Below are 18,534 nucleotides of genomic sequence, written 5' to 3' on the forward strand. Positions count from 1 at the left end.
AGCGAAACGGACTTAAAGTCACAAAAAAAATGCCAGAAAACTATTAAGTTTTCTGGCATTCGGAAGTTTTGAGACATTAGACTCAAAACTTAGTCATGGAACTTCGCAGAAGGTCGCTGACGTCCGCCATCACATAATGAAAGACTCAGTAGAAGATTGCATTTTCATAATAAAAAAACGGCAGTTGCCGTTTTTTTCTATGATTAGTTACGACGTGTACGTCTGTCAACAAAACCAAGGAAGGCCAATAGTGTCATAAAGAGACCTACAAGACTGAATCCTACTGCAGTTGACTCACCTGTTTCTGGCAAGCTGTCTGTTTCTTGTACAGGAGCTTGTTTCTCTGCTTTTGCTTGACCATAATTTACAGGAATTTGAGCCGCCGTTTGAGCTGCTTTTTCTTGTGTTGTGAAAGCAACAACTTTACCATCTACATCGTAAACAGGTACTGGTGTAAGACCTTTAGAGATGATGTTAGCATACTCTTTAGCCAATTGTGTTTGAAGCTCTTTGTCTGCCTTAGCTTTCATATAGTTATCGAAAGCTGTTTGAACTGTCGTGTATTCGCTCGTTAATTTATCACGTTTAGCAGACAATTCAACCAGTTTCGCACGTTCAGTTGAAAGAGCACCTTTCGCCGCAGTAAATTTAGCAAAGGCCGTTGCACGTTCTGCCTTAGCCTTAGCTAGGTTAGCTGAAGCATTTGTAAGAGCTGCTACACGGTTCTTAGCAGAAGCCAAAGCTTGGTTAGCTTGTGTCAATGCTACTTGTTTCTTAGCAGTATCTTGCTTAGCAGCGTTGTATGCATTTGTCAAACGTTGCAAGGTCGCAGAACTTGTCGCAAGTTTATCTTTAGCTGTTTGAAGCTCTGCTTGTTTTTCATCAAGAGTTGCTTGAGCTTTGCTAAGGGCTGCTGCTTTTTCTTGTGCATTAGCATTAAGATTTTCAACTGCAGCATTAGCTTTTTCCAATTCTGATTTAGCAGTTGCAAGGGCGGCTTGTTTTTCAGAAAGGTTATTCTGAGCAGCTGCCAACTTGCTTGCAGTCGCTTTAAGAGCTGCAAGTTCTGATTGAGTATTCTTAAGTTTAAGAGTTGCTGACTCAGAAGCAGATTTCTTGCTAGCCAAATCACTTTGAGCTTGATCGTTAGCTTGTTTAGCAGCTTCATAAGCTGCTTTTGCAGCTGCTAGATTTGCATTTGAAGATGGTTGAGATTGGTTACCTACATATGGGTTAGCAATCTTAGTTGTGTCAAAGCTACTATCAGAAGCGATAGAATTTTTATTGACATTGTTTACGTGAACGTTAAAGGCACCGGCAACAACACTGATGTCTGTACCAATGTAAGCCTCACCACCATCTGCTGTAAGTCCAGAGATAGAACGAGCATGGTTCCACTCATTACCATTAAACATGAAGTCAAGCATAGCTTCATAGACATATTTCTTAATGTCGTTAAGTGTAAATGGTCCTGTCAAACCTTGCCATGTATTAAGGTTTTCACCAATACTTACACTATTAAATGACTTACCAGCACGGTCAAGGGCGGCACTATCATGTCTTTTATGGGTAATAGCTTCCCAACCCCAGTTATCTGCTACATAACCATCTGAAACACGATCAGCCGCAAGAACACTACCTTTTGAAACAGATGTTTGAGTTGTACCAAAAGCTGTACGAATTTGGTTAATCAAACTTGAAGCATACAATGACAAATCTGTAATTTGAGCTTCACTAAGGTTATTCAAATCACTAATTTTAACATTTTTATCCGCTTCATTATCTTGATAACTATTGTTACCACGATCACGTTTATTGACGTTCTTCAAGACTTGTTCAGCTTGAGCTATTTCTGCTGCTGTCGCTGTTTTAGACTCATGAATCTTAAGAGCATTGACATACTCTTGTGACACTGAGAATTTTTGACGAACATTAGCTGTTGAAGTTGTTGAAGATTCTGCTTTTTTCTTAGCTGCTTCAGCGGCTGCAAGGGCAGCTGCCTTTTCATTAGCTACTGTTTGAGCAGTCTCATAGGCTGCTTTAGCTTGGTTTGCTGCATTTTGGTCTGCAGTCAATTGACCTTCTTTAGCTGAAATAGCAGTAGCTTTTTCTTTATCAGCTGCCTGAGCGGCTGCCAATTCTTCTTGAGCTTTTTTCTCAGCTACTGTTGCAGCGTCAAAAACTGATTGTGCTTTAGCTTGGTTAGAAGCTGCCTCAGAAGCGCTAGAACCATTAAGAGCTGCTTTAGCAGCATCTACTGATTTTTGAGCATTAGCAACTTCACTAGCTTTAGCATTGACATTAGCTTGATCTGTATTAACGACAGATTGCTGTTTGTCTGCTGCATCTTTGGCAGTTTTTTCTGCTGATTGAGCTGTTTCGACTGCTGACTTAGCTTCCTTAGCCGCATTTTCTGCAGTAGTTACTTGACCTTGAGCGGCAGCAATAGTTTCTGGGCTTGCTTCATCGGCTGCTGTTTGTGCCTTTTGCAAGTTAGCATCTGCTGTCGCTAGATTTGCTTGAGCCTGGTTGGCAACTGCTTCATGATTAGCAACTACTGACTCTTGTTGCGATACTGCTTGATTTGCAGCGCTGGCTTGTTCTCTAGCCGCTTCAACTTGGGCTTGAGTTGGGACAGCTTGTGTAGCTGTCGATGATACTGATGCTGTTGTTGAGGCTTGATCGTTTGTCGTTACCTCATCAGCTTTAGCAACTGTAGCAGAAACTGCAAGTGCTGCAATTCCAGCTGTCGCCAAAACCTTTTTATTCATAAGACGAACTCCTTTTTATGTTAAAAATTCACTACTATATAATAACATTTTAATAATCCTGAAACAAGATGCTGACTCCTAATTTTTAAAATTTAATTATTTTATAAGCTTTCATAGCCTGTTTACAAAAACCATTAAATTGTTAGTCAAAAGTAGAGTTGCTGTTTCAAAGTCCTTTTTTAGTCTTTGATTCTGCCTTATCCTTCCATTCTATCAAAACTTCGTTACAGTTTCTTAACTTTCTTTAAACGTTTTTTTGATATAATGTGTACTCATCATATGCAAATGGAGGAGCAAAGTGGCAAAAACATTAAAAACATTGAGTAACATCTTACTAGGAAGCCTATCACTGTGCTTGTCTTATTGGTTTTATAGGGGCCATCTCGAACAGTACGTTCATTACATCGCCCATTATGGCTCCTACTTCCAAGTCTTACTCAACCTAGTCATCATAGTCCTGCTTAGTTACTTTGTCTATGCTTTTTTGAAACTCCTTCTTACTAGACAGCTGAAAAAACAGACACTGCTCCTACTCTACTTCATTTACTTTCTTGCTCTCTTCTACCTACTTTTCTTGAAAAACATTGGTACCCAAGGTCTCTCACTTAATCCCCTTTCCTTCGCTCGGGAATTATACTGGGGGAGCCACTTCGTTCCCATCATGAACCTATTAATGTTCATTCCTCTGGGACTCCTCTTTTCTTCACGATTGAGTAATCTCCTACTTTGTCTCCTGACCCTTTTCACCGTCGAATCCATTCAGTACTTTGGACATTTGGGAGTCTTTGATTTAGGAGATATCGCCTTAAATATGCTAGGTATCCTTGTCGGAACTGCTATCCATCAACTCCCTCAATTTCAAACAGTTATCAAAAAGATTTTAAGATAGAGAAGCCTCCAGAATTAAATCTGGAGGTCTTTTACTGGCTCTATAGATCAATCATCATAAGAAATTTTAGATGAATACCGCAAAACTGCCCTCTGAATCTAGAGAGCTGTTTTGAACTCGGGCTAAAATCCTAGTGAAAAAGAAAAACTGCCCCATTATAGAGCAGTTCCATTTTCGTGTATTCAATTGAACAAGGCCTAAGCACTTGTATCTTGAATTAACGACGAAGTCCAAGTGAGCTGATCAACTCACGGTAACGGTTAACATCTGTGCGACGAAGGTACGCCAACAAGTTACGACGGTGACCGATTTTTTTCATCAAACCACGGTAAGTAGCGTGGTCTTTTTTGTGTTGTTTAATGTGGTCGTTAAGGTGGTTGATTTCCCAAGTAAGGACAGCAACTTGAACCTCTACTGAACCAGTGTCACCTTCGTGACGTGCATATTGAGCAATGATTTCATTTTTTTTCTCTTTTGAGATTGCCATGTTTTTTCTCCTTTTTTTGCTCCATCCGAGTCTTAGGATTGGCTCTCCTAAAACCAAGAAAGAGTTGGTTTGTCTTTACGACCTCTCTATTTTAGCTCATCTACTAATCTTTGTCAATCACAAGATTCACTGTTTAGATTTCTACATCTTAGACTTTTTTGTCATTCTTGATTTCATCAAAAAACCAAGGAAAAGTAGGAAACTTACTATAGCATAGGCTAGGAAAATCCAACTAAAACTTGGAGATACAAGTGCCAATAATTTCAAAACATAAGGAGAGAGGGCAGACCCTAGGTTACACCCCAAGAGGACATAGGCTGTCGCTTTGTTCAACAGATTTCTAGCAATACGCTCAGAAAGTTGGTTAAAGATAATTGTCAAAACAGTACTATAGAAGAAACCAACACCAACTGAGGATAAAATCAAAATCGGTAAGTTACTAGCCACTGACATCCCAAAGAGACAAACCGCCAATAAAAACATCACTATATGCAAAAGATGATTCTTAAAATATCCTATAAGAGAAGCGAAACTTAGTCCAGCTACAATTCCAATTCCTTGCTCTAAACTAAGTACTAAAGCTGATTGCCCACTCGCAATGGTCTTACCAGCAACCTGAAATAGAGGCACGCGCAAACTAATCGAAGAATTAATACAGATGACAAATCCTGCTAAAAGGGCCATGCCAAGGATCATACTAAGGTCTTTTTTGTTTAGACCTTGTTTACTTTTTGTAATCTGCTTCCTCTCCACCTGATCCATCGTTGGCACAAAAAGGAGGTACATGGTCAGAATCACAAAACCAAGACCATAAATAAGAAAGGCAAAGGTCCAATGGATTTTCAATAGTTGACCAACCAAAAGAGAACACGAAGCTCCACCAATCAACTCCATGGAGCCACGAATACCTAACATCTGAACCCGTTCTTTACCTTGAAAACGTTGACTGATGATGGCAATCGCCTTAGCATTGATAAGGCCGATCCCCATCCCAAAAGCAATACGTGACAGTAAGACAAGAGGATAGGCTTGTACAAAAAAAGGAAAAATCCCAGCACTACTAAGTAAAAGCAATCCAGTCACAATTAGCTGTCTATCACTTAGCCATTTGTCAATAAATGAATTAAGTAAGAGCATCGCTACTACGGAAAATGAAGGGACAGATACTAAAAGCTCCACTTGCGCGGCAGAAAAGGTTGGGCTATAGTAGTCCAACATAGGTGGTAGCGCTGTTGAAATCGAAAAGGCCGAAATCAAGAGCAAGGATAGCCCAAGTAGGCTCATTTTTTCTAAAATTCGTGTCATAATATAGGGATTAGAACATCCTTTCCTTACTTGTCTGATAGTTATTTTTTCATTATAATCTAAGGAGAGTTTAAAAAATAGGACCTAGGTCCTAAAAAAGGAGATGTATGCGTAATCATGACATAAGACCTCAACTTGATCAGGTCTTTCCACCCCTCTATCTCGACCAATTACAGAAAGTCACCTTTCAAAAGAATGATTATATTTGTACCCAAGGAAAAGCTATCACAGAGCTAACCTACATTTTGTCAGGAAAGGTAAAAATTGTGCGTTCTCTCTTCAATGGTAAAGAACATATCCTAGAAATGCTTAACCAACCACAAATATTTGGAGATGTAGAACTCATGACCAATCAACCAGCAGGGTCATCAGTCATTGCTTTAGAAGAGGTTCAAGCAGTTCAGCTCCCTTTAAATAATAAAGAAGAGCTCCTCAAAGATCCCGTTTTTCTCTATCAAATTGGGCATAACCTAGCCATGGCACTGCATAAGCAAGGTATCACTGCCTCAACGAATGCTAGCTACTCTGTCAAAGAGCGTCTGGCCACCCATATTTTGAATAGTGAAGAAGAGAATATCTTTCAATTATCGCCATCCATTTTAGCTTCCCGTTTTGGGACTAGCTATCGTCATGTACAGCGAGTCATCAAACAATTTATCGACCAGGGAATTATCGAAAAAGAGGCTTTTAAGACCTATCGTATTTTAGAGAGACAAACCTTGGAAAAACTGGCTTTTATCGATTAGAAAAAGCCTCACTTTAACCCTTGATGGTTTAATTTTCAACCCTTTTGTGCTATAGTTATAAACAAGTAAATCAAAGAAAAAAGAAAATAGAGGTAAACAAATGGATGCTCAAACCAAAATTATCCGCGCCAGCCATATGATTGATATGAATGATATCATTCGCGAAGGAAATCCAACCTTGCGTGCTGTCGCTGAAGATGTAACCTTCCCACTATCAGACGAAGACATTATCCTAGGCGAAAAAATGATGCAGTTTCTTCGTAACTCACAAGATCCTGTTATTGCCGAAAAAATGGGGCTTCGTGGGGGAGTCGGTCTTGCAGCCCCTCAATTAGATATTTCAAAACGCATTATCGCTGTTCTCGTTCCAAACCCTGAAGATGCTGAAGGTAATCCACCAAAAGAAGCATATAGCCTTCAAGAAATCATGTACAACCCTAAAGTAGTTGCCCATTCTGTTCAGGATGCTGCTTTGGGCGATGGCGAAGGATGCCTCTCAGTTGATCGCGACGTTCCTGGTTACGTGGTTCGTCATGCTCGTGTAACTGTTGAATACTTCAACAAAGAAGGCGAAAAGCAACGTGTTAAACTCCGTGGTTACAACTCAATCGTTGTTCAACACGAAATCGACCATACTAACGGTATCATGTTCTATGACCGCATCAATAAAGACAATCCATTCGCCATTAAAGATGGACTCTTAATTATCGAATAAAGAAAACCTCAGTAGAAATACTGGGGTTTTAGTTTGAAGATAAGGCATTAGTACCACTTTATAGCTAAGTCAAAGTAGAAAAGAACCAACTTTCGTCGGTTCTTTTCTTCTTATCTGAACCTATCCTCAGACAAGCATATTGTATAGTGTTTCGTTACCGTGAAGGTTGATATAACTTGGGTCAAAGGCAGAAAGACGCTCGAGAAGTCCATCATAGTCGTTCTTATCACTAAGAGCTATACCAATGAGAACTGGGCCTTTTCCTTTATTAGCTCGTTTGATGTACTCAAAACGAGTGATATCATCATTTGGTCCCAAGATATCATTTACAAATTCACGAAGGGCACCAGGACGTTGTGGGAAGTTAACCACAAAGTAATGCTTGATACCATCGTAGATAAGCGCACGTTCTTCCATCTCTGGCATACGGTTGATGTCATTGTTACCACCTGAAATGATGCAGACGATGGTTTTTCCTTTAATCTCATCTTTGATCACTTCCAAAGCTGCCACTGATGCCGCACCTGCGGGTTCTGCAATGGTACCAACCTTAGAGTACATATCAATTAAGGTTTCTGAAATCAAGCCTTCATCAACTCCCAAGAGACGGTCAACATATTTACGTGCAACTTCATAGGTCTTGACACCTACCTTTTGAACAGCAATCCCGTCCGCAAACTTATCAATTTCTTCAAGTTTTACAGGATAACCACGGTCAAAGGCAGCGCGCATGCTACGAGCACCACTGGCCTCAACACCAATAACCTCCATAGACGGTGCTACATCTTTGATATAGGTAGCTACACCAGAGATAAGGCCACCACCTCCGACTGGAACCAAGATACTATCGAAGGAAACACCTTCCTCTTGAGCCTGCTCATAAATTTCATAAGCAACAGTTCCTTGGCCCGCTTGGACATTATAATCGTCGAATGGATCAATGAAAGTCATCCCTTCAGACTTGGTATATTCCTGTGCTGCTTGAGCAGAAGCATCAAAGGTATCTCCTACCAATTTGATTGTTACAAACTTGCCACCAAAGAAACGGACTTGACCAATTTTTTGGAGAGGCGTTGTTACTGGCATAAAGATGGTTGCCGGAATCTTCATCTCGTTACAAGTGTAGGCAACCCCCTGAGCATGGTTTCCGGCTGATGCACAAACCACACCACGCGCCTTATCCTCATCACTCAATTGATGGATAGCATAGTAGGCTCCACGCAATTTGAAAGAGCGTACCTTTTGCATATTTTCTTTTTTAATATAAATGGTCGCCCCGTATTTTTCAGATAAGTAGCGATCAAAATCTAGTGGTGTGCGTTCCACCACGTTTTTTAAGACTTCATTAGCCTTTACGATATCATTTGCAGTAATCATTGGCTCTCCTTTGACACAATATTCAAACTATTTCTATTGTATCACAATTTTCAGAAAAAATAGCAGCCAGTATAAAGAAAACTCCTTGTTTACACAAAGAGTTCTACTTATTATTTATCAACTTTTTTTGACATCAAGAAGTTACGAAGAGCTGCAAGGGTTGCCGCACCTGCAAGGACAATAGCTGTAAGGATAGCTACAGCATGTTCTCCCCACTTGTGAGATTTTGCTGTTTTAGCAATTGTAGCCTTAAGATCTTCAGTTGTTCCTTTTTCACCTGCTTGCGTCGTTGTCTTACTTGCAAGGTTAAGATCTTGACTACCATTGTAAGTATTATCTGACGAAGCTGTATTGACAAGGTCTTGACGGCTACTGCGAGTATAGCTGACATTTGTTGTAATGCTATCAATCATCTCAACAATATTTCTGATTGTTGTTGCATCGTACAAGCCACCCTCAGTATCTTTCAAGATAGATACTGCTAATTTTTCAATAGAAGCTTCTGAAGAAGCTGCTACCATAGAGTGAGATTCTGAGCTTGCTGTTTCTGAATATCTTGCATAGTTGCTAAAGAGTGATGCTGCTTCTGTAATCGTTTCAGAAGTACTTGGTAAGGTTTCTGAGACGCGAGGAGCTACAGAGAGTCTATTCCAACTATTGATGTTTTCTGATAGTCCATCAAGGATGACTTCCTCTGATGTGCTTACTGTTTCTGAAATCGCCGAAGTCACTTCTGAAGTGCTCACTTGACTTTCTGATTCTGTCAATGAAACAGCTGGTTCTTCAACTACTTCTGATTCTGAAACGACTGTGCTGATTGAATTCTCTGATTCAGATGCTGAAGTCTCTGAAGTTGATGCTTCTGAGATAACATCAGTTTCTGAGACCTTCGATGATACTGTTGTGATTTCTGATACTTCTGACGGAGCAACTGAGACAATTGTGCTTGTAGTTTCTGAAACAAGGCTAGTGCTTGCCTGACTCTCTGATTCTGTCAAAGAAGCCACTGGTTCAACTACTGCATGTGATTCTGAAATTGCTGTCGTCGTTGAAATTGCTGACTCTGAAGTCGATGCTGCTGAACTATTTTCAGTTTCTGATGCTTCCGATGATACTGTTGCACTTTCTGATACTTCTGATGAGGCTGTTGAGGCAGCTGTGCTTGCAGCCTCTGAAGCTGGTGTAGTGATTGAATCTGATGCTACTGTACCTTGATCCGTATTAGATACTGAGTTGTCATCTTTCTTATCATGTGCAGTCTCTGACACAGCTATCGCTACTGGAACAGCTGCTGAGTTTACTAACTCGTCAACTGATGGTGCTGGTTTAGTTGTTTCATCAAGTTTAGGAGCTTCAACAGATGGTTTCGTATCAGTTGGGGTCTCTGAATCTTTGTTTACTGTTGTATTTTCTGATTTAGCTGTTTCTGAGCTTGCTTCAGATGTTACGGTATTATCTACTTTCTTACCAGATTGGTTAGTAACTGGTTTCAAGATAACTGGTTCTACCGGTGTTGCTGTTGTGTCTTCCTTGATATAGAGCATGTTCCAAAGAGTTAGTTTAGGAACTGAAATGACAAGCACTGGTTGACCATTTTCATCTGTTTCAAGGCTTGCTTGTGCCTTCTTCATGCTTGAAGTTGCCCAATCATCTGGTGACGTCACATAGACTTGATCAGCAATTTTAGCTGCTTCTTGAGCTGTTTTACCTGCTAGACTAAGACGAACTGTGAGATTCTCTTGAGCGTCCGGTGTTTTATTATCCGCATACCCCTCTTCATTATGCCAGCCCGCATTGATGCCCATCATGTTAATCATTTGAACAGTTGAGAAACCTTTTCCTGATTTAGCAAATGTCCAAACTTGATCACCTGTTACACCTAGAGCATCCTTAGAAAGGATTTCACCAGTAGCATTCTTTGTAGATACAGCACTCAGTCTGTTTGTCACACCCTCACCACGGAGAAGATTTTCATAAGCAGTGATAAACTGTTGGTAATTGTAAAGCTTACGAATAGTGTCCTTAGCTACACTGAGGTATTGCGTTGGGTAATAAGCACTTTGAAGAACATTAAGGGCTGCATTAGCATTGGCAAGGGCTGCAATGGACATGTGATAGCCACCGGCTGCAGCTACTGTCGCATCTACAAGAAGAGTCGCATCAGCTTGCAATGGCTTACCAGCAAGGGCATCTTTACCAGCACCGTTAGTTGCTTTTCCGCCAGGAACAGTATAGTCAATACCTGGTTCTTCCATGTAGGCACCAACGATAAGTGATTTACCAGTTTTATTGCGTACCATATCGATACGTGCTTTCAAATCACCATAGGCAACCTGCATACGTCCTGGAATAACTGAACCACCATTTGTCCAAAGCTCATTATAAACAACATCTTGACGTGCCTTGGCTAGTTTATCGTCATTACCACCATTAACATCATTGATTGTGATGTAGTACTTTTCACCGATGAGGTCTTTCATAGCATTAATAAATGACGCATATGAATCAGACATCATGTGTGAGTCAGCCTCGTCTGTGCTGTTACGGTGGTCATAATCAGTCACACGGTTGTCACCAATTGTATCACCTTGCCAACCATCGAATCCCATACGATCCATAGCTGATTTCATGACACCTGCGATGTATTTTTGCCAATCTGGATTCGCCGGATCATAGTAAACTTGAGTTGGGTTATCACCGATAGTGTAAGTCATCGGTTCACCCTTCTTACCAAAGCTATCGTAGAAGTTATAAGCCAAAGCAGCAAGTGGAAGGGCTGGATTCTTTGGATTTGAATCTGCTGAAATCATGTTATAAAGCATGGCAACAGCACCTGACTTATGAACTTGGTCAACCAATTCTTTAACAGCCTTAGTGTCAACCTGAGTGTGACTCCAGGTATTCCATTTTTGAACAAAGCTATCGACACCCTCTGGGAAAGGATCTGTAGCTTCGTTATAAGCATCATAGAAGAAATATGAGTTGATATTCATAGACTTCATGAGCTCAAGCTCTTTACGGTAGGCTTCAAGATTTTTAACAAGAATACTGTTTTGATCAGTTGGCGAACCTGCTACGATACCGTAACGTGGGAAAACTGTCCAATCATCTTCAACAGACAATCCAGCACGCTTGCTTGACAAAGTACTACCAGATTTATCGTTGACACTGATTGTCACTAAGTAACCTGTATTGTTTGTCAACCACTCTGACGCTACTGTCAAGTTTGAAACCTTAGCTGAAGCTCCTGCCGCTAGCGTAAGGTCAACGTTATCTTGACCGATGATTTCTGAAGCATGTTGAAGTGTCAAGTTGACAGTCATCGTCTTAGTTTCTGCTGTTGGATTAGATACAACAACGGAATAATTAATATCACCATCTGTCTTGCTATAAGCTGCTTTTGTTGTTTCTGGATCTGTCAAGTAAGCATCACCATTTAAGTTTTGCTCTGTCACTTCTGTAACTGGTGTCACTTGAGCAGTTGAATGGCGTCCTGCTTCAGTAGCATTATCAGATGATGATGTGATGGTTTCCACAGCAGCTGACTCAGGAGCTAGTGCTTCACTTGCCGCAAGCGTTTCTGAGTTAGCGCTCTCTGTTGGTACAGCTTGAGAAAATAGTGTAGAAGCTGTTGCTGTTGTTGCAGTATCTGTCGCAACAGCGGCAGATGATGGACCTACTTCTGTTGTCGCAACTGGAGCAACTGTCTCCGTTGGTACCACCACCAAGTTATCTGCTTCAGTCGTAATGACTGGTTTTGTTGCTTCTGAACTGACCATGTTATCTGCCTTGGCGACATGATTCATCCCTAGGACACCGCCGGCTACAAACAAACCTGATAGTAATTTATTTGACGCTACTTTCTTTGACATCTCTCTATCCCTCTAAAAAAGTTTAAATCACCTCGGCGTTTCAAATTATCACTATTTGTATTTGCATGCTGTAAACTCGAGTTATTTTTTAGTTTCATAAAAATCGCTTGGTGTTTCTTATGAAACTAATGTTAACTTAATCTTTTTTGTAAGACAAGGGAATTTCCGGCAATCCTCGTAAACGGTAATTTTTTCATCATGAATGGTCGGTTTTTTCAGAAATTTGAGAACAACATTTTCTAATTTCATTAAACATTCACTTGGTTAAGCCTACTTAAAATAACAAAAATAAATCCCAAATAATGAAAATCGAGCACCTAAATTGCCCATACGATGAGAGTTAAAAAACCATTCCTCACACAAGGCGAGAAATGGTTTATCGATTTTTGGTATCTAAAATAATGGTCACAGGTCCGTCATTGACCAGACTAACCTGCATATCTGCACCAAAGCGTCCTCTTTCTACAGGAACATGAGCTGACAAGGATTGGTTGAAATCGTCATAGAACTGGCTAGCCATGTCAGGCTTTGCAGCTCCCGTAAATGCTGGTCTATTCCCTTTTTTCGTATCTGCAAAAAGCGTAAACTGAGAAATCGACAAAATCTGGCCATCAATATCCTTAATAGAAAGATTCATCTTACCATCTTCATCTGAAAAAATACGCATATTGACAATCTTACGAACTGCATACTCTAGGTCTTCTTTGGTGTCCTCTGGACCAACTCCGACCAAGAGTAAGAGCCCCTGTTTAATAGCACCAACCGTAGAATCCTCAATAACCACAGAGGCACTTTGCACGCGCTGAATTACAATCTTCATCGCAGTAACTCCTTAACCATTCGTACGTTTAACACTGTAAACATCAGGGATAATTTTAATCTTATCCACCAGACCAGTCAATTCAATAAGGTTTGCAATTTCAAAGCTAACGTGAATATTGGCAAACTTCATGTCCTTAGTCGGTTGCGCATTGACCGTAGCAATGCTCTTGGTCGTATTTGACAAGATTTGAAGAACATCATTCAACAGACCAGAACGGTTAAGGCCATAGATGTCAATCTCTGCCAAATAAGATTTATTAGCATTACGTTCATCCCACTCTACTTCGATTAAACGTTGTTCATAACCTTCTTGACTCTTGATATTATTACAATCTGAACGATGAATAGCAATTCCACGGCCCTTGGTGATGTAACCTTCAATCTCATCTCCAGGTACTGGGTTACAGCACTTAGCGATACGCATGAGGAGACCAGAGGCACCTTGAATGATGACGCCATTTTCACTCTTAACCTTAAGAACTTCTTTCTTCTCAGTCTTAACCTCGCCACCGTTCATTAGCTCTTCAGCTTCAGCTTTTGCCTTAGCACGCTCTTCCTCACGGCGTTCTTTTTCTGTCAGACGATTGAAAACAGCAGCAGCACTAATTTCGCCAAAGCCAACAGCGGCATAGAGAGCTTCTTCACTACGCACACTCATACGAGGGAGAATTTCCTCAATATGTTTCTTGTCTAGGTACTTATTGGCAATATAGCCATGCTCTTGGAAGTAGGCAATCAAAAGCTCACGACCCTTGGTGATAGAAGCTTCCTTATCCTGATTCTTAAAGAATTGTCGAATTTTATTTCTGGCTTTGGTGGTCTTAACCATCTTAATCCAGTCACGACTAGGACCAAAAGAATTGGCATTAGTGACAATCTCAACCACATCACCTGTCTTAAGTTTGGCAGTCAAGGGAACCATACGGCCATTAACCTTAGCACCTGTAGCCTTCTCTCCAACTTGGGTATGGATAGCATAGGCAAAGTCAATAGGTCCTGAATCTTTAGGTAATTCCTGAACAGCACCATTTGGCGTAAAGACATAAATACGCTCTGAGAAGATATCCTCTTTAACAGAGTCTACAAATCCCATAGCATCACCATTTGAGGCATCTTGAAGTTCAACAAGATCTTTAATCCAGTTCATTCCCAAAGCGGACTCTTTTGAATCTACCTTGCCCTTGATCCCTTTCTTGTAAGCCCAGTGAGCTGCAACCCCGTATTCGGCAACTTGGTGCATTTCCTTGGTACGGATTTGGATTTCAATAGGTCCTTTTGGTCCATAAACCGTTGTATGGATAGACTGGTAACCATTGGATTTAGGATTGGCAATATAGTCTTTGAAACGGCCAGGCATCGGACGCCAGAGCTCATGAATGTATCCCAACATGGCATAAACATCACTGTGCGTCTCCATGACACAACGGATGGCAATCAAATCATAAATTTGATCGAAGCGCTTTTTCTTGTCGCGCATCTTACGATAAATAGAGTAGATATGTTTTGGACGACCATAAACATCACCAACAAGTCCTTGTTCAGCTGTGTAGGTCTTAATTTTATCAACAATCTCGTCCACAAGTTCCTCACGCTCACGACGTTTTTCCTTCATCATGTGAGAAATCTTGTAGAATTCCACCTCATTAAGGTAACGGAAGGACATGTCTTCCAATTCCCATTTGATACGACTAATACCCAGACGGTGGGCCAAAGGAGCATAGATTTCCATAGTTTCGCGAGAAATGCGCTCTTGCTTATCCTTACGAAGATGCTTAAGGGTACGCATATTGTGCAAACGGTCGGCCAATTTAACCAAGATAACACGGATATCCTTAGACATGGCCATAAGCATCTTACGGTGGTTTTCAGCCAACTGCTCCTCATGGGACTTGTACTCAACCTTACCAAGCTTAGTAACACCATCCACGATATTCCGTACATCTGTACCAAAATCCGCTTCCAAATCATCAAGCGTTTTTTCGGTGTCTTCAACGACATCGTGTAAGAAACCACAGGCTACTGTCACTGCATCAAGATGGAGATCTGCCAAGATACCTGCCACTTGAATAGGGTGAATAATATAAGGTTCTCCTGACTGACGAGATTGCCCACTATGAGCATCTGTCGCATAATGCCAGGCTTTTTCAACTAATTTCAAATCATCTGCTGACATGTAGGCCGAGCAAATGTCTAAAATTTCTTCTCCTGTTACATTTTTATCTTTAGCCATGATTTCTTCCTTCGCTTCTTTTAATAACCTTTATTTTATCACTTTTACAAGTAAAGAAAAAGAGCTAGATAGGCAATTCTTAAGCGCAAGGAACTAACTTGAAAAGCACAATATCTTGTGTTAGAATGATTGAACAAACACAAGATATAGATAGAAAGAGGACGCTTATGTCTCAACTTACCCTCGTTTATATTAGTCTAAGTGGCAATACCCAAAGCTTTGTCAAACGTATGTCTGACTATCTGTCCCTCAACCACGGGATTGAATGTCGCCAAATCAATATTAAAGAACTTAATCATGAAACCTTCCAAGTAGATGAACCCTTTGTCGCACTCTTGCCAACCTACCTTGAAGGAGGAAATGGCGTTGACAATGGAGATGTTGAAATCCTAACCAATCCACTGGGGGACTTTATCGCAGCCCATGACAATCATGAACGTTGCTTTGGTATCATCGGTTCTGGTAACCGTAACTTCAATAACCAGTACTGCCTAACCGCCAAACAGTACAGTCAACGTTTTGGCTTTCCAATGTTGGGAGACTTCGAGCTACGCGGCACACAGTCTGATATCGAACGTCTAGCACCTATTATCCTAGAAGCACAAAAGAACTTTAACCAACGCTAAAACTAGAGCAAAAAAGCCCTGTCAGGGGCTTTTTCCTTTGCTTAATTTTTTTCGTGTTTTTTGATTCCAAAGAATCCAACCAAGGTCATAAGAACCAGACCAGCTAAAGTTGCTGACACAGATTCGTCTGAACCAGTGTTTGGCAAGGCCTTAACTGAACTTGAACCTTGGGCTTCTTGTACTTGAGCTTGAGGCAAGATAACGACTTGAGCATTTGACAATTGGATAGCTGGGGCAGGTTTAGCCACGCTGGCACCTACAGTAGCTTTTGGTGTCTCACGCTTAGTTTGATCCGCTGTCTCAGAACCTTTTGGTGACTTCTCAGATTCTTTCTTAGTCGTATCCTCAACTTGATTTGCCTTTTCCTTAACAATCAAGCGGTACTCTGCAAATCCGGCTTGTGTTGATGGTCCTACATAACTAATGGCATCCTGACCAGCAAGGTGGGCACGCGCATTATCAGATGAAGCAAAACGGATATCTGCATTCGTAATATTAGGAACGAAACTCCAATTTCCATCGGCACTCGGATTAATCGTTTTCTCACTAACGATATAATCAATGATGGCCTGACGATTTTCAAGATTGAGGAGACGTTTTTCTGCAGCATCTTTAACACCAGGGAAGTTACCAGTCGCACGATAGTTGTTAGTCACGACAAGGAAAGTCTGATTCAAATCAATAGGTTTCCCTTGATAAGCCAAGTCACGAACACGGCTAGCATCTGGGTTAACCAACTTACCTTCGCGATCGTATTTGTTAGGTTGTGTCAAATCGAATTTATAAGTCAACCCATCAATCACATCGTAATTGTATGAGCGATAGCTACTGTTAATGAGTTGCTGTGGTTCTTTGCTGTTAGGGTCAATTTGATTGAACTGTCCTGCAGACATTTCCAACCATTCTTTGATTTGTGCTCCAGTCACTTTGAGTAGGGCAGTAACATTGTCGTAGAGGTAGAGGTCTGCGACGTTCTTAATGGCCAATGGCCCAGCTGGAATATCGGTATAGTAGGTCGCATCTCCACGAGTCCCTGCCTTGAAAGGTGCTGCAGCTGAGAGGAGTGGAAGATTCTCATCTGCTGTTCCCGCTACTTGTTTTTTAGCATACCATAGTTGTGCATTATTAACTATTTGAATAGATGGATCATCCTGAACCTGAGCAAAGTAGCTAGTAATTGGTGCTGTAGTCTCACCAACTTCCTTACGAACATAGTTGATTGTTCCATTATGGTCATGAGCTGCCATGTCAATTAAGTCCTTGTCCGCAACATCTGACTTAGTATCAATCTTTTCAAGCTTAGCCTTACTATTGACGACTTTCCATTTACCATCCGTGTAAGTCAATTTGACATCCATGATACCTAGATGATCCCCAAATTTACCAGCCATAACCACAGGTTTCCCATTGATGAGACCATTGACATCATCTACACCAGGGTATTTCGCATAAAAACTTGTGCCATCTCCATTTGGGAAATCAGCGTGAGAATGCCCTGTCGCAACAGCATCAACGCCTTCGATACCAGCAATTTGGTAACCCTCATTTTCCTCATTCTTGGTATATTCATTGTCACCAATACCAGAGTGAGCAGCAACAAGGATATAGTCAGCTCCTGCAGCCTTCATCTTAGGAACGATAGCCTTAACAGCCTCCATTGGATCATCAACGGTTACCTTACCTTCAAGGTTGGCCTTATCCCAAACCAAAATCTGTGTTGGAAGAACACCAGTAATACCGATTTTTAGTGTTACCTGTTTGCCGTCCGTATCAGTAAAGGTCTTGTTAACAATCTTATAAGGGTTGTAATAGTAATCACCGGTCTGAGCATTACGCACATTAGCATTGATAATGTTAATCTTAGCAGCCTTAACCATACGATCCAAAAATTCTAGACCATAGTTAAACTCGTGGTTTCCAAGCGTTTCGGCATCATAACCAAGCATCTCAAAAGCCTTATACATAGGGTGAGTCTCACCTTGGGCAACAGGATCAATCAAGGCCTTATAAGTTCCAAAAGGAGTTCCCTGAATCGTATCCCCACTGTCCACTAAAACCGTATTGGGATTGGTTTCACGGGCTTTTTTGATAAGGACAGCAGTTTTAGACAAACCAACTGTTTGAGACGGCTTATCTTGATAATAATCATAGTTAACTAAGTTGGTATGAAGGTCTGTTGTTGACAAAATCTGCATATCAACGGTCTGGCCCTCATGAGCAGGCTCTGTAACAGTTTCAGCCTGTACTGGCACTGCTGGTGTCACCTGATTGGCATTCGTCAAAACAGCACTCGCTTCTCGACTTGCTTGGGTCGTTGAGGTATTAGCTGATGGCTCTGTAGACGCATTTGTCGCTACTGTTGTTGGTGTAGCAGAGACAGTCTCTGTTCCTCCTTGAACAGCTGTCCCAGAAGTTCCTTGTCCTGATACTACTGATGCACCACTATCTGCCACAGTTTCAGCAGAAGTAGTTGATACAGGTGCCGTTGCTTCATCAGCTTGCCCTACGACTTGTGGCACAGTCAAGAGAGCAAAAAGGCCCAAAACCACAGCAGATTGAGTCACATAACGATTCGTTTTCATTAAAAATCTTCCCCTTTTATAAAGATAATACAATTATATTAAACCTAAATAAGATTATCAACTTTTTTAGAATTACTCGATTTGTCATACAAAACCAATAACAAGATTCAAT

Annotated in this window: 12 protein-coding genes; 4 read left to right on the forward strand and 8 right to left on the reverse strand. The window is 41.0% G+C overall.

The features are described 5' to 3' along the window. Positions 1-203 precede the first annotated feature (203 nt). Entirely contained in the window at positions 204-2,771 is a 2,568-nt protein-coding gene (locus HMPREF2571_RS05945; protein ID WP_070847429.1) for an SEC10/PgrA surface exclusion domain-containing protein, read from the reverse strand. A 298-nt stretch (positions 2,772-3,069) separates the two neighbouring features. Between HMPREF2571_RS05945 and HMPREF2571_RS05950 the strand changes: the two genes are divergently transcribed. Next, positions 3,070-3,660, forward strand: a complete 591-nt coding sequence (locus tag HMPREF2571_RS05950) for a VanZ family protein (protein ID WP_002889749.1) — start codon at positions 3,070-3,072, stop codon at positions 3,658-3,660. A 217-nt stretch (positions 3,661-3,877) separates the two neighbouring features. Here HMPREF2571_RS05950 and rpsO read toward each other — a convergent pair whose 3' ends face one another. Next, a complete protein-coding gene (rpsO, locus tag HMPREF2571_RS05955; protein WP_008535715.1) occupies positions 3,878-4,147 on the reverse strand; it encodes a 30S ribosomal protein S15 in 270 nt (89 codons plus the stop codon). 141 nt (positions 4,148-4,288) lie between these two features. After that, positions 4,289-5,452: an MFS transporter gene (locus HMPREF2571_RS05960; RefSeq protein WP_048673981.1), complete on the reverse strand. Its 1,164-nt coding sequence runs from the start codon at positions 5,450-5,452 to the stop codon at positions 4,289-4,291. A 107-nt stretch (positions 5,453-5,559) separates the two neighbouring features. Between HMPREF2571_RS05960 and HMPREF2571_RS05965 the strand changes: the two genes are divergently transcribed. Both HMPREF2571_RS05965 and def read left to right on the forward strand, forming a co-directional pair. After that, positions 5,560-6,198 carry a Crp/Fnr family transcriptional regulator gene (locus HMPREF2571_RS05965; RefSeq protein WP_070847431.1) on the forward strand — a complete coding sequence of 213 codons (639 nt, stop codon included), beginning with the start codon at positions 5,560-5,562 and terminating at the stop codon, positions 6,196-6,198. Between the two features lie 100 nt (positions 6,199-6,298). After that, positions 6,299-6,913: a peptide deformylase gene (gene def / locus HMPREF2571_RS05970; RefSeq protein WP_002883663.1), complete on the forward strand. Its 615-nt coding sequence runs from the start codon at positions 6,299-6,301 to the stop codon at positions 6,911-6,913. Positions 6,914-7,039: 126 nt separating this feature from the next. On the opposite strand, the gene ilvA is transcribed toward def, so the two are convergent. From ilvA to HMPREF2571_RS05990, 4 genes are all read right to left on the reverse strand, one after another. Beyond that, complete coding sequence (gene ilvA, locus HMPREF2571_RS05975) at positions 7,040-8,290, reverse strand: threonine ammonia-lyase IlvA (protein WP_002883616.1); 1,251 nt, start codon at positions 8,288-8,290, stop codon at positions 7,040-7,042. Between the two features lie 110 nt (positions 8,291-8,400). After that, complete coding sequence (locus HMPREF2571_RS05980; RefSeq protein WP_070847433.1) at positions 8,401-12,162, reverse strand: glycoside hydrolase family 66 protein; 3,762 nt, start codon at positions 12,160-12,162, stop codon at positions 8,401-8,403. Positions 12,163-12,538: 376 nt separating this feature from the next. After that, on the reverse strand, positions 12,539-12,982 hold the full coding sequence (dtd, locus tag HMPREF2571_RS05985) for a D-aminoacyl-tRNA deacylase (protein WP_013989965.1): 444 nt from the start codon (positions 12,980-12,982) through the stop codon (positions 12,539-12,541). 12 nt (positions 12,983-12,994) lie between these two features. Next, positions 12,995-15,214 carry a RelA/SpoT family protein gene (locus tag HMPREF2571_RS05990; protein WP_013989964.1) on the reverse strand — a complete coding sequence of 740 codons (2,220 nt, stop codon included), beginning with the start codon at positions 15,212-15,214 and terminating at the stop codon, positions 12,995-12,997. Positions 15,215-15,381: 167 nt separating this feature from the next. Here HMPREF2571_RS05990 and nrdI point away from each other — a divergent pair, with 167 nt between their 5' ends. Beyond that, a complete protein-coding gene (gene nrdI / locus HMPREF2571_RS05995) occupies positions 15,382-15,840 on the forward strand; it encodes a class Ib ribonucleoside-diphosphate reductase assembly flavoprotein NrdI (RefSeq protein WP_013989963.1) in 459 nt (152 codons plus the stop codon). 41 nt (positions 15,841-15,881) lie between these two features. Here nrdI and HMPREF2571_RS06000 read toward each other — a convergent pair whose 3' ends face one another. Next, positions 15,882-18,422, reverse strand: coding sequence for a bifunctional 2',3'-cyclic-nucleotide 2'-phosphodiesterase/3'-nucleotidase (locus HMPREF2571_RS06000; RefSeq protein ID WP_013989962.1), 2,541 nt, complete (start codon positions 18,420-18,422; stop codon positions 15,882-15,884). Positions 18,423-18,534: the final 112 nt, after the last annotated feature.

This window comes from Streptococcus sp. HMSC068F04 (genome assembly GCF_001837455.1).
Classification (GTDB): domain Bacteria; phylum Bacillota; class Bacilli; order Lactobacillales; family Streptococcaceae; genus Streptococcus; species Streptococcus salivarius_D.

Coding starts and splice junctions, on each gene's coding strand:
- nrdI (WP_013989963.1), top strand. CDS start 15,382: ATGTCTCAACTTACCCTCGTTTATATTAGTCTAAGTGGCAATACCCAA.
- HMPREF2571_RS06000 (WP_013989962.1), bottom strand. CDS start 18,422: ATGAAAACGAATCGTTATGTGACTCAATCTGCTGTGGTTTTGGGCCTT.
- ilvA (WP_002883616.1), bottom strand. CDS start 8,290: ATGATTACTGCAAATGATATCGTAAAGGCTAATGAAGTCTTAAAAAAC.
- def (WP_002883663.1), top strand. CDS start 6,299: ATGGATGCTCAAACCAAAATTATCCGCGCCAGCCATATGATTGATATG.
- HMPREF2571_RS05980 (WP_070847433.1), bottom strand. CDS start 12,162: ATGTCAAAGAAAGTAGCGTCAAATAAATTACTATCAGGTTTGTTTGTA.
- HMPREF2571_RS05960 (WP_048673981.1), bottom strand. CDS start 5,452: ATGACACGAATTTTAGAAAAAATGAGCCTACTTGGGCTATCCTTGCTC.
- HMPREF2571_RS05945 (WP_070847429.1), bottom strand. CDS start 2,771: ATGAATAAAAAGGTTTTGGCGACAGCTGGAATTGCAGCACTTGCAGTT.
- HMPREF2571_RS05990 (WP_013989964.1), bottom strand. CDS start 15,214: ATGGCTAAAGATAAAAATGTAACAGGAGAAGAAATTTTAGACATTTGC.
- dtd (WP_013989965.1), bottom strand. CDS start 12,982: ATGAAGATTGTAATTCAGCGCGTGCAAAGTGCCTCTGTGGTTATTGAG.
- rpsO (WP_008535715.1), bottom strand. CDS start 4,147: ATGGCAATCTCAAAAGAGAAAAAAAATGAAATCATTGCTCAATATGCA.
- HMPREF2571_RS05965 (WP_070847431.1), top strand. CDS start 5,560: ATGCGTAATCATGACATAAGACCTCAACTTGATCAGGTCTTTCCACCC.